Origin of the sequence: Streptosporangium sp. NPDC049078, from assembly GCF_040648855.1 — a bacterium.
Classification (GTDB): Bacteria; Actinomycetota; Actinomycetes; order Streptosporangiales; family Streptosporangiaceae; genus Streptosporangium.
The window spans coordinates 226,076-240,500 of sequence record NZ_JBEZEL010000003.1 but is presented as its reverse complement, the minus strand read 5'-3'; the positions used below and the strand labels follow the sequence as shown (position 1 = coordinate 240,500).

The 14,425-nt window shown below is 69.9% G+C and carries 13 protein-coding genes and 3 tRNA genes; 7 read left to right on the top strand and 9 right to left on the bottom strand.

What is annotated here, in order from left to right:
* The first annotated feature begins 31 nt into the window (after nt 1-31).
* Together cofC and AB0B90_RS06115 are read left to right on the top strand one after the other, a co-directional pair.
* Entirely contained in the window at nt 32-703 is a 672-nt protein-coding gene (gene cofC / locus AB0B90_RS06120) for a 2-phospho-L-lactate guanylyltransferase (protein ID WP_350949363.1), read from the top strand.
* 9 nt (nt 704-712) lie between these two features.
* On the top strand, nt 713-916 hold the full coding sequence (locus AB0B90_RS06115; protein WP_350949364.1) for a hypothetical protein: 204 nt from the start codon (nt 713-715) through the stop codon (nt 914-916).
* Nucleotides 917-1,085: 169 nt separating this feature from the next.
* On the opposite strand, the gene AB0B90_RS06110 is transcribed toward AB0B90_RS06115, so the two are convergent.
* The 4 genes from AB0B90_RS06110 to leuC form a co-directional block, all read right to left on the bottom strand.
* Nucleotides 1,086-1,385 carry an HU family DNA-binding protein gene (locus AB0B90_RS06110; protein ID WP_350949365.1) on the bottom strand — a complete coding sequence of 100 codons (300 nt, stop codon included), beginning with the start codon at nt 1,383-1,385 and terminating at the stop codon, nt 1,086-1,088.
* A gap of 164 nt (nt 1,386-1,549) precedes the next feature.
* The gene (locus AB0B90_RS06105) at nt 1,550-1,804 is read right to left on the bottom strand and encodes a hypothetical protein (RefSeq protein ID WP_350949366.1); all 255 of its coding nucleotides are present in this window, start codon (nt 1,802-1,804) and stop codon (nt 1,550-1,552) included.
* On the bottom strand, nt 1,783-2,370 hold the full coding sequence (gene leuD / locus AB0B90_RS06100; RefSeq protein WP_350949367.1) for a 3-isopropylmalate dehydratase small subunit: 588 nt from the start codon (nt 2,368-2,370) through the stop codon (nt 1,783-1,785). The genes AB0B90_RS06105 and leuD overlap by 22 nt, the downstream gene beginning before the upstream one ends.
* Nucleotides 2,371-2,382: 12 nt before the next feature.
* On the bottom strand, nt 2,383-3,795 hold the full coding sequence (gene leuC / locus AB0B90_RS06095) for a 3-isopropylmalate dehydratase large subunit (RefSeq protein WP_362921066.1): 1,413 nt from the start codon (nt 3,793-3,795) through the stop codon (nt 2,383-2,385).
* Between the two features lie 70 nt (nt 3,796-3,865).
* On the opposite strand from leuC, the gene AB0B90_RS06090 reads away from it, so the two are divergent.
* On the top strand, nt 3,866-4,582 hold the full coding sequence (locus tag AB0B90_RS06090) for an IclR family transcriptional regulator (protein WP_350949369.1): 717 nt from the start codon (nt 3,866-3,868) through the stop codon (nt 4,580-4,582).
* Nucleotides 4,583-4,781: 199 nt separating this feature from the next.
* Nucleotides 4,782-6,521, top strand: coding sequence for a hypothetical protein (locus AB0B90_RS06085; protein ID WP_350949370.1), 1,740 nt, complete (start codon nt 4,782-4,784; stop codon nt 6,519-6,521).
* A 278-nt stretch (nt 6,522-6,799) separates the two neighbouring features.
* Here AB0B90_RS06085 and AB0B90_RS06080 read toward each other — a convergent pair.
* The 3 genes from AB0B90_RS06080 to AB0B90_RS06070 form a co-directional block, all read right to left on the bottom strand.
* Nucleotides 6,800-6,872: transfer RNA gene (locus AB0B90_RS06080), tRNA-Glu, on the bottom strand.
* A 13-nt stretch (nt 6,873-6,885) separates the two neighbouring features.
* Nucleotides 6,886-6,961: transfer RNA gene (locus tag AB0B90_RS06075), tRNA-Glu, on the bottom strand.
* Nucleotides 6,962-7,023: 62 nt separating this feature from the next.
* Nucleotides 7,024-7,095: transfer RNA gene (locus AB0B90_RS06070), tRNA-Gln, on the bottom strand.
* Nucleotides 7,096-7,270: 175 nt separating this feature from the next.
* On the opposite strand from AB0B90_RS06070, the gene AB0B90_RS06065 reads away from it, so the two are divergent.
* Both AB0B90_RS06065 and AB0B90_RS06060 read left to right on the top strand, forming a co-directional pair.
* Nucleotides 7,271-9,262: a M3 family metallopeptidase gene (locus tag AB0B90_RS06065; RefSeq protein WP_350947647.1), complete on the top strand. Its 1,992-nt coding sequence runs from the start codon at nt 7,271-7,273 to the stop codon at nt 9,260-9,262.
* A gap of 219 nt (nt 9,263-9,481) precedes the next feature.
* Entirely contained in the window at nt 9,482-11,188 is a 1,707-nt protein-coding gene (locus tag AB0B90_RS06060) for a carboxylesterase family protein (RefSeq protein ID WP_362921064.1), read from the top strand.
* Nucleotides 11,189-11,420: 232 nt separating this feature from the next.
* On the opposite strand, the gene gltX is transcribed toward AB0B90_RS06060, so the two are convergent.
* On the bottom strand, nt 11,421-12,752 hold the full coding sequence (gene gltX / locus AB0B90_RS06055) for a glutamate--tRNA ligase (protein ID WP_362921333.1): 1,332 nt from the start codon (nt 12,750-12,752) through the stop codon (nt 11,421-11,423).
* Nucleotides 12,753-12,780: 28 nt separating this feature from the next.
* Nucleotides 12,781-13,557 carry a fumarylacetoacetate hydrolase family protein gene (locus AB0B90_RS06050; RefSeq protein ID WP_350947645.1) on the bottom strand — a complete coding sequence of 259 codons (777 nt, stop codon included), beginning with the start codon at nt 13,555-13,557 and terminating at the stop codon, nt 12,781-12,783.
* Nucleotides 13,558-13,871: 314 nt separating this feature from the next.
* Between AB0B90_RS06050 and AB0B90_RS06045 the strand changes: the two genes are divergently transcribed.
* Entirely contained in the window at nt 13,872-14,276 is a 405-nt protein-coding gene (locus AB0B90_RS06045) for an Asp23/Gls24 family envelope stress response protein (protein WP_350947651.1), read from the top strand.
* The last annotated feature ends 149 nt before the right edge of the window (nt 14,277-14,425 follow it).

Genomic DNA, 14,425 nt, shown 5'->3' with positions numbered 1-14,425 from the left:
CCCGGTTCGCTCAGGGGGATGTCGAGGCGGGATGCTTAAGGCTATGTCTGCTTCGGAGAGCTCCGGCTGGACCCTGGTCGTCCCGGTCAAGACACTGGTCGCCGCCAAGACCCGCCTGTCGGCCGCGGCGGGCCCGCACCGGGCCGCGCTGGCCGTGGCGATCGCCTGCGACACCGTCGAGGCGGCGCTGAGCTGCGCGCTCGTCGCGCGGGTGATCGTGGTGACGGGCGACCCGGTGGCCGCCGAGGCGCTCGGCGAGGTCGGCGCGCACGTGGTCGGCGATCCGGAGGCGGGGCTGAACGCCGCCCTGCGGCACGGGGCCCTGGAGGCGGCGCGGCTCGCGCCCGGCGACCCCGTGGGCGCCCTGCAGGCCGACCTTCCCGCCCTGCGTCCTGCGGAGCTGGCCCGCGTGCTGATCGCCGCCGCGGAGTTCGACCAGGTGTTCCTGCCCGACGCCGCCGAGATCGGCACCACCTTCTACGGCGTACGGCCCACGGTGCCGTTCACGCCGGGATTCGGCGGCGAGTCGCGGGAGCGGCACCTGCGGCGCGGCGCGAAGGAGCTCTCCGTACAGGACGTGGAGTCGGTCCGCCACGACGTGGACACCCCGGACGACCTGCGTCTCGCGCTCGCCCTCGGCGTCGGCCCCCGCACGCTGGCGATGGCGCGGAGGATCTCGGCGTCGAACCGGGACGACGGTTAGGCTGGACGGATGCAGGCGACGGTGCGGGACTTCGACCCGGCGACCCGGTCGGGGTCGGTCTTCCTGGACGACGGGACCCAGATCCCGTTCGGGGCGGCGGCGTTCGACGCGGGGCCGCTGCGGCTGCTCAGGTCGGGCCAGCGGGTCAATCTCGTGATGGACGGCGACGACGTCACCTACGTCACCCTCTCGACCTTTCCGCTGCCCGGATAGTCCGGAAAGACGACCCTCGCGGCCCGGTCGCGAATCGGTCGCGAAGACGAGGACGACGAGGACGACGAGGACGGGGTTTCGGGAAAACTCTCGGGCGCCCGGGCCGCCCGGCGCAAAAGCCGGGCGCCCGGACTCCCGTGACGGGAGTCCGGGCGCCCGTGCCCGGGACCTACCGCTTCTTCGCCGACTTCTTGCCGCCGTTGTTGACGAGTTCCTTGAAGTCGGAGCCAGGCCGGAACTTCGGCCCCCAGCTCTCGGCGACGTGAATCTCGGCACCCGTGGAGGGGTTGCGGGCGGTGCGGGCCGGCTTGTGCACCATCTCGAAGGCGCCGAACCCCGTGATCGAGACCTTGTCGCCACTCGCGACGGCGGTCTGGATGGCGTCAAGCACCGCGTTCACGGCCTCGGTGGCCGTCTTCTTGTCGCCCACCCGATCCGCGATGGCGTCGACGAGTTCCTTTTTGTTCATTAAGGTTGCTCCCCCTGCTTACCGATGTCCGGGAGTGGGTCACGAGGCAGAAAACCCGTCTCACCCGATTTGTCACGGCGAGGGGTCTCATCACAGATCTCTCATCAACGATCACGACGAGAAACCCCTTGCCCGCTTGAAATTAGGGGACGGAGCCGTATGACTCAATCACCTTCCGCAATGTTTCCAGTGCTCGGCGTATCCGAAACCACGACATCAATACTGAGAAGGAACAAATCAAGACGCCCGGCGGCGTGTTCGAGGTCGCGTTTGGCCATATCGCAGATGGCGAGAAGACGCCGGGCGAGACGTTTTCTCTCCTCGGCGGGGACGGGCAGAGACCGGACGTGGCGGTGCGCCTCGCGCAGCCGCCACGCCAGCTCGTGTTCTGAACGCGTCAGACGGTCGTCGGCAGCCATGGCTGCCGACCATTCTCGTATGTCCCGATGGCATCGGCGTTGCGCAGGGTCAGCCCGATGTCGTCCAGGCCCTCCATGAGCCGCCAGCGCGTGTAGTCGTCGATCTCGAACGCGACGCTCTCCCCGCCCCAGCGGACCTGGCGCTCCGCCAGGTCCACGGTGATCTCCAGGGTGGGGTCCGCCTCCACCGCGGCCTGCAGGGCCTCGACGGTCTCGCCGGGCAGGACGACCGGGAGCAGGCCCATCTTGGTGGAATTATTACGGAAGATGTCGGCGAACCGGGCCGCGATCACGACGCGGAAGCCGTACTGCTGCAGGGCCCAGACCGCGTGTTCGCGGGAGGAGCCGGTGCCGAAGTCGGGTCCGGCGAGCAGGATCGTGGCGCCCTCGTGGGCGGGGTTGTTCAGGACGAAGTCGGGGTCCTCGCGCCAGGCGGAGAACAGGCCCTTCTCGAAACCGGTCCGGCTGACCTGCTTGAGCCAGACGGCGGGGATGATCTGGTCGGTGTCCACGTTGCTGCGGCGCAGCGGCACGGCCCGGCCGGTGTGGGTGACGAACGCTTCCATCGCGAGGACTCCTTACAGGCCGGCGGGCAGGTCGGCGGGCAGGTCGGCGGGCAGATCGGCAGGCGCGGTGAGTTTGCCGGTGACGGCGGTCGCGGCGGCGACCTGCGGGGACACGAGGTGCGTACGGCCGCCCTTGCCCTGACGCCCCTCGAAGTTGCGGTTGGAGGTCGAGGCGCTGCGCTCGCCGGGGGCGAGGGTGTCGGGGTTCATGCCCAGGCACATGGAACAGCCCGCCTCGCGCCATTCGGCGCCCGCGTTCTTGAAGACCTCGTGCAGCCCCTCCTGCTCGGCCTGGAGCTTGACCAGCATCGAGCCGGGCACGATCAGCGTGCGCGTGACGACCTGGCGCCCGCGCAGCACGTCGGCCGCGGCACGCAGGTCCTCCAGGCGCCCGTTGGTGCAGGAGCCCACGAAGACCGTGTCGACCTGGACCTCGCGGAGCGGGGTGCCCGCGGTCAGGCCCATGTACTCCAGGGCGCGGGCGGCGGCGGCCGGGTCGCCGGTGTCCTCCGGGCGCGGCACGGACGTCCCCAGCGGGGCCCCCTGGCCAGGGTTGGTGCCCCAGGTGACGAACGGGGTGAGCGTCGAGGCGTCGATCTCCACGACGGTGTCGAAGACGGCGTCCTCGTCGGTCACCAGCGTCTTCCAGTACGCGACCGCGGCGTCCCAGTCGGCGCCGGAGGGCGCGTGGGGACGGCCCTTGAGGTATTCGAAGGTGGTCTCGTCGGGAGCGATCAGGCCCGCGCGGGCGCCCGCCTCGATGGACATGTTGCAGACGGTCATCCGGCCCTCCATGGAGAGCCTGCGGATCGCCTCACCGCGGTATTCCACGATGTAGCCCTGGCCGCCGCCGGTGCCGATCTTGGCGATGATCGCGAGGATCAGGTCCTTCGCCGTGACGCCGGTCGGCAGCTCGCCGGAGACCTCGATCGCCATCGTCTTCGGCCGGTAGGCGGGCAGCGTCTGGGTGGCCAGCACGTGCTCGACCTCGGAGGTGCCGATGCCGAACGCGATGCCGCCGAAGGCGCCGTGAGTGGAGGTGTGAGAATCACCACACACGATCGTCATGCCCGGCTGGGTCAGACCGAACTGCGGGCCGATGATGTGGACCACGCCCTGCCCCGCGTCGCCCATCGGATACAGCCGGACGCCGAACTCCGCGCAGTTCTTGCGCAGCGTCTCGACCTGCACCCGCGACACCGGGTCGTCGATGGGACCGCGCACGGTCGGGACGTTGTGGTCCTCGGTGGCGATGGTGAGCTCGGGACGCCGGATGGGGCGGTTGGCCATGCGCAGGCCGTCGAACGCCTGCGGGCTCGTCACCTCGTGAATGAGGTGCAGGTCGATGTAGAGCAGGTCGGGTTCTCCCTCGGCACGTCGTACGACGTGCTGCTCCCATACCTTCTCCGCGAGCGTGCGGCCCATGTCGCCTCCTTGCGATCGGCTGTCCCACTCCCACTTGCTTTCTCATATGTCGAGACTGCAGTATCGGTGTATGGACAACTCTAGCGGAGTCGGCGTACTGGACAAGGCCGTCCTCGTGCTCAATGCCCTCGAAGCGGGACCGGCGTCCCTCGCCCAGCTCGTTCAGGCCACCGGCCTGGCCCGGCCGACCGCCCATCGGCTCGCCGTCGCGCTGGAGCACCACCGCATCGTCTCCCGCGACACACAGGGCAGGTTCGTGCTGGGCCCGCGCCTGTCCGAGTTGTCCACGGCCGCCGGCGAGGACCGGCTGCTCGCCGTCGCCTCCCCGATTCTCACCCAGCTGAGGGACCTGACCGGCGAGAGCGCCCAGCTCTACCGCCGCCAGGGTGACGAGCGGGTCTGCGTGGCCGCCGCCGAGCGCGCCAGCGGACTGCGCGACACCGTGCCCGTCGGCTCGGCCCTGCCGATGCTCGCCGGTTCCGCCGCGCAGATCCTGCTCGCCTGGGAGGAGCCCGACCGCCTGCACCGAGGACTGCGCGGGGCCAAGTTCACCGCCGCCACGCTGGCGAGCGTACGGCGCAGGGGCTGGGCACACAGCGTCGGCGAGCGCGAGCAGGGTGTGGCCAGCGTCTCGGCGCCGATCAGGGGCGCGGGCGGCAAGGTGGTCGCCGCCGTCTCGGTCTCCGGCCCGATCGAGCGCCTGACCCGCACCCCCGGCCGCCTCCACGCCGCCCCCGTGGTCACCGCCGCCGAGCGGATCACCGAGTCGATGCGCCGCGCCAACTGAGGGCGAGCGGATCACCGCCGTCCGAGGGCGAGCGGATCACCGCCGTCCGCCGCGGTGAGGGCGGTTTCCGCCCTCGACGGCCGGATCGCGGGGCCGGAGGCCCGCGATCCGGGTGCCCGGGCCGCGCGCCGGTTGACACCCGCCGGTCGGCGGGCGATATGAGGAGGCGAGCACCCCCGCGGCCCCCTAGGCTGGGAAGGTGACAGATCGCATCGAGGCAGCCGCGGCTGAACTGCGTCCCCTGCTCCAAAACTTCATCCTCTGGGCGCGTGAGAACGCGCCCGGCAGCGATTCCAACCTGGTGGGCTCCGTCGCCCTGTGGCACCGCTTGATCGCCTCCGACGACGTGGGCCGGTGGAAGCAGTCCGACCTGCGCACGGTGCTCCTCGATCGGATGCCCCAGGTCGTCGAGGACCCCGACGCCGCCGCCGACGGCATGGTGCCCGCGATCCGCGCCTACCTGACCTTCCTGTCGGAGTCCGACCGCCTCGCCAAGGGCTCGGCCTCGCTGAGCGACCTGCTCTCCGAGCTCGACCGCCTCGAAGACGATTTCGTCGACGCGATGGAGGAGCTCGTCGTCGAGGAGGACGAGGACGAGGAGTACGACGAGGAGGAGTCCGAAGGGCTCGGCGACTTCGAGCCGTTCGCCGACGAGCTCTCCGAGCTGCCGACGATCAGGCTCCGGCCCGACAGCGAGCTGGCCGCGGCCACCCGTAAGGCGACCCTGATCACCAAGGCCCGCGACCTCGCGGTCTGGGTCGGCTCCGAGCGCCGGGTGGGTGAGACGAGCCTGCTCACCGACACCGAGATCACCGAGGCCCTCGCGGTCCTCGGGCTTCCGGTCCCGGAGAAGCCCGGCGCCTCGCTCGCCGACTCCGTCCCCGCGCTCTGGAACATCTGGAACCTCGCGATCGACCTCGACTTCCTCCAGCCCGAGGGGGAGGACACCGTGAGTGTCGACGCCGACACCGCGGAGTGGCCCTTCGAGGAGGACGACGACGCCCTCGACGCGTGGATGGCGGGCCTGCAGTCCATCGACTACGGCGACCCCGAGCTGGAGGACGAGGAGGCCACGATCGCCCTGTCCGGGCTGACCAGGGCACTGCTGGTCCGGGTGCTGCTGGCGACGGGCTCGAAGCCGCTGGCCGAGCTGCGCACCGAGCTGGCCGAGGCCGCCGCCGAGTACGACGACCTGGGCGCCGACGCCTGGGCCGCCGCCACCGCGCAGTACGGCGACCCGCTCAACCCCGTGCTCGACTGGCTGATCGGATACGGCATGGTCGAGGTCGAGCACGACCAGGTGCGGCTCACGCCGCTCGGCATGGAAGGCGTGGTCCACCTCGTGGACGACGCCGACATCGAGCTGGACGCCCGGCCGGCCATCGACGCGATGACGGCTCTCGACCTGCTCTCCTTCGGCGCCGAGCTTCCCGAGGAGGAGGCGGACGCCGAGTTCGCGGCCTGGATGGAGCTGCGCGCCCCCGAGCAGGCCGCCAGGGACCTGCTGGAGGCCGCAGCCGAGGACGACGCGGACGCGCTGATCCGGGTCCAGGCGGCCAGCATGGTGGGCTCGCTCGGCGACGTGGCCGTGCCCGCGTGGCGGGAGGCTCTCGACGAGCCGTCCCTGCGCCCGTACGCGGCCACCCACCTCGCCCAGCTGGGCGTCGAGGACGCCCCCACGCCCACCCAGTCCGACACCCACTGGCTCATCCTCGACATGCTGACCATCTCCGCGGGTCTCGGCCGCCCGGAGTTCGTCAGCAGCCTTGACGACATCGGCAACGTGCCGAATCTCGTCAGCCTGCTCGAAGTGATCTGGAAGGTGCCGCACCCGCACCTTGAGGAGCTGCTGGAGGCGATCGGCAAGGCACACCCGGACAAGCAGGTGGGCAAGGCCGCCAAGCGGGCCCTCTTCAAGGCCCGCTCCGGGCAGAACTAGCCCCACGTTCCCGGAGAGGGGGCTCCAGGCTCTGTTCAGAGCCTGGAGCCCCCTCTCCGTTCTGCACGGCTCTCAAAGCCCTCAGGGGCCGACTCCGTTCCCCGGGGTCCGGATGGCCAGCCGGGCGCGGGTCCGGGAGCGGGTCCGGGAATCCGTGAGGTGAATCGAGTGGGGCGGCGAGATGGTCGCCGTGCACGCTCGCGAGCGGGCGCATAGGAAATTCAAGAAAACCGGAAATGCAAAAACCCCGGAAGCCGTTGCTTCCGGGGTTCGCGATGTAGCCCCGACCGGATTCGAACCGGCGCTACCGCCTTGAGAGGGCGGCGTCCTAGGCCACTAGACGACGGAGCCTTGCGAGAGACAGTGGTAGTCCCGACCGGATTCGAACCGGCGCTACCGCCTTGAGAGGGCGGCGTCCTAGGCCACTAGACGACGGGACCCTACACACTGTCATCGGACTCGGAGGGGACCGAATCCGCAACATCTTCCTGAGAAGATGCAGCTGGGGTACCAGGACTCGAACCTAGAACAACTGAACCAGAATCAGCCGTGTTGCCAATTACACCATACCCCACCGCGCTGGACTCCCTTGCGGGCCTCGCTGGCGACTCCGAAAGAATAGCCCAGGTTGGGGGTCAAGACCAAAACGATTGCCGGAGGCCCAATCGCGGTATCACCGGGCTGTCGCCACGAAGGTCCACCGTGTAACGCTGCTGGGGAGACCCAGCCGCATGTGAGGAGTTCGTACCTTGACCGACAACCCGTTCTTCACCCCCAGCGAGCTGCCCTACGGGCTGCCGCCGTTCGCTCTGGTCAGGGAGGAGCACTACCTTCCCGCCTTCGAGCGTGGCATGGCCGAACAGCTGCGTGAGGTGCGGGAGATCATCGAGAATCCGGAGGCCCCGACGTTCGCCAACACGATCGAGGCGCTGGAGCGCTCGGGTCGCGTCCTTCACCGGACCATGGTCGTTTTCTCCAGCCTCTCCGCCTCGGACGCGACCGACGGCATCCGGGAGATCGAGACCCAGATCTCCCCCAGGCTCACCCAGCACGCCGACTCCATCCGCCTCAACCGCTCCCTGTACGCCCGGGTCAAGCAGGTGACCACCGACGACGCCGAGGAGGCGTGGCTGCTGGAGAAATACCGCGTCGACTTCGTCAGGTCGGGAGCCGACCTGTCCGAGGCCGACCAGGGGCGTCTCAGGGAGCTCAACGAGGAGCTGACCAAGCTCTCCACGACCTTCACCCAGAACCTTCTCGCCGCCTCCACGGACTCCGCGCTCGTCGTCGAGGACGTCAAGCTGCTGGACGGGCTCTCCGAGAGCGCGATCAAGGCGATCGAGAAGGACGGCTCGTACGTCCTGGCGCTGTTCAACCACACCAACCACCCCGTCCTCGCGGAGCTGACCGACAGGGAGACCCGCAGGAGGCTGTACGAGCTGTCCACGGGCCGGGCTCCCGAGAACTTCGAGCTGGCGGCCAGGATGGCGACGCTCCGCGCCGAGCGGGCGGCGCTGCTCGGCTACCCCAGCCACGCCGCCTACTCCGTCGCCGACCAGACGGCCAAGACCACCGAGGCCGTCGAGGAGATGCTCGGCAAGCTGGTGGGACCCGCGGTGGCCAACGCCCGCCGGGAGGCCGAGGCGCTGAGCGAGGAGGCCGGTTTCCCCATCGAGCCGTGGGACTGGTCCTTCTACGCGGAGCGGGTGCGCAAGGCCAGGTACGACTTCGACGGCGCCGACCTGCGTCCGTACTTCGAGTTGGACCGGGTGCTGCGCGACGGCGTCTTCCACGCGGCGGGCGAGCTGTACGGGGTCGTCTTCTCCGAGCGGGACGACCTGGCCGGATACCACCCGGACGTGCGGGTCTTCGAGGTGTTCGAGGCCGACGGCTCGCCGCTCGGGCTGTTCCTGTTCGACCCGTACGCCCGGCCCACCAAACGCGGCGGTGCCTGGATGAACGCCCTGGTCGACCAGTCGCACCTGTTCGGCACGCGGCCCGTGGTGATGAACAACCTCAACATCACCAAGCCCGCCGAGGGGCCGACGCTGCTCACGTTCGACGAGGTCAACACCGCCTTCCACGAGTTCGGCCACGCCCTGCACGGCCTCTTCTCCGACGTGCGCTTCCCCCGGGTCTCCGGCACGGCGGTGCCGCGCGACTTCGTGGAGTATCCCTCGCAGGTCAACGAGATGTGGGCCACCTGGCCGTCGATCCTCGCCAACTTCGCCAGGCACCACGAGACCGGCGAGCCCGTGCCCGCCGAGCTCCTGGAGAAGATGAGGGCCGCGGAGAAGTTCAACCAGGGCTTCGCCACCGTCGAGTACCTCGCGGCGACGCTGCTCGACTGGTCCTGGCACAAGCTGGCGGCGGGCGCGCCCATCAAGAACGCCGCGGACGCGGAGGCGTTCGAGAACGCGGCCCTGGAGCGCAACGGGATCGCCTTCGAGCTGGTCAGACCCCGCTACCGGACCAACTACTTCGCCCACATCTTCTTCAGCGGGGTGGGCGGCTACAGCGCCGGCTACTACTCCTACATCTGGAGTGAGGTGCTCGACGCCGAGAGCGTCGACTGGTTCAAGGAGAACGGCGGCCTGGAACGCGAGAACGGCGATCACTTCCGCTCCACCCTGCTGTCGGTCGGCGGTTCGCGGGACGTGATGGACGCCTTCCGTGACTTCCGTGGGAGCGACCCGCGCATCGAGCCCCTGCTGAAGCGCCGCGGGCTGCTGGTCCCGTAACCGGTCCCCCGGGAAGCTCCGCCCGCCGGCCCTCTCACCCCGTGCCGTGTCCGCGTCGCGGAGGTTCCCTCAGGGGTTCCCCGGGGTCTTCGAGCCGCCTCCGAGGCGATGACCTGCCGGTTTACGCTTCGGTGCAGCGCCGGGGTGTGGCTTCCCACACCCCGGCCGGGACCACAGACCCAATGCGCCGGAAAGCGGGCGGCGGGCATCGTGGACGCCATGAGACGACTACAGCGAAGGACGGGCGCCGTGCTCGTCGCCGGCCTGGCGGGCGCCCTGCTGCTGGGAACGGCGACCCCGGCGACGGCACAGCAGGAGACGGCACGGACACCGCGGACCACTCCCGCCGTCTCGACCTCCACCACCGGTACGGGCGGGCCCGGCGGGGATGTGAAGGTGCGCACCGACGCCGGGTGGGTGAAGGGTGCGAAGGTAGGAGACCACCGGCTCTTCCAGGGCATCCCGTACGCCGCGCCCCCGGTCGGAGAGCTGCGCTGGCGATCACCGCGGGCCGTCACCCCGTGGCAGGGGGTGCGCGACGCCACCGCGCCCGGCAGCCGGTGCGCGCAGACCGCCGACATCTGGGGACTGCCGGGAAGCGAGGCGGAGGACTGCCTCTACCTCAACGTGACCGCGCCCGCGTCGAGCGGCGGGAAACGCCTCAAGCCGGTCATGGTGTGGCTGCACGGCGGGAGCCTGACGAAGGGGGCCGGCAGCGACTACGACGCCCGCAGGCTGGCCGTGCGGGGCGACGTCGTGGTGGTGACGGTGAACTACCGGTTGGGGATCTTCGGGTTCTTCGGGTATCCCGGGCTTGAGAACTCGGGGGCGTTCGGGATCGAGGACCAGCAGGCGGCCCTGCGCTGGGTGCGGCGCAACGCGGCGGCCTTCGGCGGCGATCCGCGCAACGTCACCCTGGCCGGTGAGTCCGCGGGGTCGCACTCGGTGTGCGCGCAGCTCGCCTCCCCCTCGGCGGCCGGGCTGTTCCACCGGGCGATCACCCAGAGCAGCCCGTGCGACGCGGGAGGCTTCGAGGGGACTCCGCTGAGGCCGGTCCTGGACGTGCCGCTCTGGGTGCCCCGAGCCTCCCACGAGGGCTACGGACAGTTCCTCGCCACCGGGCTGGGGTGCGCCGACCCGGCGACCGCGCTCGCCTGCCTGCGGGGCAGGCCGGTGGCCGACCTGCTCGCCCGGGATCCCCTCCCACTGCCGGGGTACGGCAACGCGGTGCTGCCCGAGGACCCCGCGAAGGTGTTCCAGGAGGGCCGATTCCACCGGGTGCCGGTACTGACGGGCATCACCCGGGACGAGGGCACGCTGTTCACCTCGCTGATATTCCCGCCGATGACGGCCGCCGAGTACGAGACCGCCGTCAACGACAGGTACGGCGCCGCGGGACCCGACGTCCTGGCCCGTTACCCGCTGAGCGCCCACGGCGGCTCGCCCCTCCAGGCGGTCTCCGCCATCATGAGCGATCTCGACTGGGCGTGGCCTGCGCGCGACACCGACCTGCTGCTCGCCCGGCACGTGCCGACCTTCTCCTACGAGTTCACCGACCGTACGGCGCCCGTGCTCTTCCCGTTGCCCAACGGGATCAGGCCGCTCGCCTCGCACGGCTCCGAGCTGTCGTTCCTCTTCGGGGTCGGCTGGGAGTCCGCCCCGCTCACCCCCGCGCAGCGGCGACTCGGGGACGCGATGATCGACTACTGGTCGCGGTTCGCCGCCGTCGGCGACCCGAACCGGCCGGGACTGCCCGCCTGGAAGCGCGTGCGTCCCGGACACGGCACACCGTACGTGCAGGAGCTGTCCCCGGGACGGGACGGTATCAAGCCCTTCGACCGCGCCTCGGCCCACAACCTCGGCTTCTGGGACGAGCTCGCCGGGCGGGGCACGGAACGGGGACGTTCCTCGGGCTCCCCTTCCTGAGATTCTCGTCCTGAGATCCTTCCCCGTGACCGCGGTCACGGGGAAGCGGCGAGAAAAAGCGACGGCCCGCCCCGGGCAGAGACCGGGGCGGGCCGTCAACCTTTGCAGGCCCTGCAGGCCGGAAGCCTTTTCAGGGCCCCGGGCCCGGTCGGGCCTGGGGCCCCTTTCTCCTCCGGGTCCCTCAAGGCATCCGATCGGGTGTGAAAGCCCGCCCGAGGCCCGCGAAGCCCGATCAGGCCTGGAGCCTCGCGAGGGCGGCGCGCAGACGCTCGATGGAGCGCTCACGGCCGAGGACCTCGATCGACTCGAACAGCGGCAGGCCCACGGTCCGGCCGGTGACGGCGACGCGTACGGGGGCCTGGGCCTTGCCGAGCTTGAGGCCCTGTTCGAGGCCGACCTCCTCCAGCGCGGTCTTCAGCGACTCGGGATCCATGTCGACCGTCTCCATACGGGCGAGATAGCCGGTGAGGATCTCCACGGCGGAGTTCTTCATCGCCTTGTCCCACGACGCCTGGTCGAAGACGGGCTCGTCGAGGAAGAGGAAGTCGACGTTCGCCGTGATCTCGGACAGGACCGCGATGCGGGTCTGGGCGAGCTCGGCGACCTTGGCGAAGGTCTCGCGGTCCCAGCCGGGCTCCAGCCACGGCTCACATCGGGCGACGAACTCCTCCAGGGGCAGCGCCCGGATGTACTCGCCGTTGAACGCGCGGAGCTTCTTCTCGTCGAAGAACGCCGGGGAGGGGTTGACGTCCTCCAGCTTGAACAACGGCACCATCTCCGACCAGGGCATGATCTCCCGGTCGTCGCCGGGGCCCCAGCCGAGCAGCATCAGGTAGTTGACCATCGCCTCGGCCAGGTAGCCCTCCTCGCGGTAGGACTCCAGGGCGACCTTGTCACGTCGCTTGGACAGCTTCTGGCGCTTCTCGTTGACGATGACCGGCACGTGCGCCCAGGTGGGCGGGGCGACGCCGAGCGCCTCCCAGAGCAGCTGCTGCTTGGGCGTGTTGGACAGGTGCTCCTCGGCGCGGACCACGTGGCTGATCCGCATCTCGACGTCGTCGACGACGTTGGCCAGCACGAACAGCGGGGAGCCGTCGCCACGCGCGACGACGAAGTCCTCCATCGCGTTGTTGGGGAACTCGACGGTGCCGCGGACCAGGTCCTGGATCACGGTGACACCCTCGTCGGGGGTGCGGAAGCGGACCGCGCCCTCGCTCAGGCCGCGGTCGCGGCAGAAGCCGTCGTAGCCCTGGTGCTCGGAGCCGGTGCGCGCCTTCACCTCGTCGCGGGTGCAGGTGCAGTAGTAGGCCCGGCCGCCGGCGACGAGCTTGGCCACGGCCTCGCGGTGCTGCTCCTCGTACGACGACTGGAAGTAGGGGCCCTCGAAGGCCTGACTGCCGTCGTTGACGCCGATCCAGGCGAGCGCCGAGATGATGCCCTCGGTCCATTCCGGCCGGTTGCGCGCGGCGTCGGTGTCCTCGATGCGCAGCACGAATTTTCCGCCGGTCTGCTCGGCCAGGGCCCAGTTGAACAGCGCGGAGCGGGCGCCGCCGACATGGAACATGCCGGTCGGCGAGGGGGCGAAACGAACCCTAATCACGGGAGACCACCCGGTTGCTGAGAGTGCCGATTCCTTCGATGAAAACGCTGACCTCGTCGCCGACACTGAGCGGGCCGACCCCTTCCGGGGTCCCGGTGAGGATGACGTCACCGGGGATCAGGGTCATGACCGCGCTCACGTGGGCGATCAGCGCGGGGATGTCGTACATGAGCTTGGAGGTGCGGGAACTCTGCTTGACCTCGCCGTTCACCGACGTGACGATGCCGACGTCACTCGGGTCGAGCTCGGTCTGGATCCACGGGCCGAGGGGACAGAAGGTGTCGAAGCCCTTGGCCCGGGTGAACTGGACGTCCTTCTTCTGCAGGTCCCTCGCCGTGACGTCGTTGGCGCAGGTGTAGCCGAAGATGACCTCGTGCGCCCGTTCGCGGGGCACCTCACGGCAGAGCCTGCCGATCACCACCGCCAGCTCCCCCTCGTAGTCGACCCGCTGGGAGAGGGTCGTCGGATAGGCGATCGCCTCCCCCGAGCCGATCACCGAGGTCGACGGCTTGAGGAAGACGAGCGGCTCGTCGGGGACCTCGTTGCCCATCTCCTTGGCGTGGTCGGCGTAGTTTCTGCCGATCGCGACGACCTTGCTGGGCAGCATGGGTGCGACCAGCCTGACCTGGGAGAGCGAGTATCGCTCGCCGGTGAACTGGATCGGCCCGAACGGGTGACCCGAGATCCCGGAGACGAACTCCTCCCCTGGGCCGCCTTCGACCACCCCGAACCCGACACCGTCTCCTGTGGAGAACCTCGCTATACGCACACGACAAGGCTAGTCGGGCTCCGGATCCCACCGGACCGTACCGGGGCCGCCCCGTCTCACCGCCCGGGGGCCGACGCCATATGTAGCTGTAGATCCGATTTCCCGGATATTGCCATCTTTGCTCCAAGAAACACTATGTCCTGATTTATGCCTATACGGGGGGTATGACCGCCACAGAAGCATCGGGGGGCCAGAAGGGTCTTCCCTCGGGGGAAGGAACGGACGTGACTGAAGCCAGCACGGTGAACAGGCCCAAGGGCGACGAGGCCACGGTGCCCCGGGCACGCACCGACAGTCCCGGATCCCAGAGTGGCCTGGTCACACCGAAGGGGACCACCACCATCGACAGCGGGGTCGTCGCGAAGATCGCGGGCCTCGCGGCCAGGGAGATCCCTGGCGTGCACAACATGGGAGCGGGCCCGGCACGCGCTCTCGGCGCGGTACGCGGCATGGTCGGCGCCGACCGGAGCGCCACCCAGGGCGTATCGGTCGAGGTGGGCGAGCGGCAGGCCGCCGCCGACCTGGAAGTGGTCGTCGAGTACGGGATCGCGATCCCCGACCTGGCCGCCGCCGTACGCCGCAACGTGATCACGGCGGTCGAGCGTATGACCGGCCTTGAGGTCACCGAGGTCAACATCAAGGTCTCCGACGTCCGCATGCCCGGCCAGGACAGGGACTCCTCGGAGGAGGCGTCCGAGTCGGAGCCCCGCGTCCGGTGAGAGGCCCGGAAGGCGGTGCGACGGGACCGGGTCGCGAGCCAAAGGACCCGGGCCGCGAGACCATCACGCCCCCGGCACCGGTGGATCCCGGCCGCGGGACGTCCGCGCCCGGGCACGGGAAACCCGGACGAGGAACGACAGAGCCCACG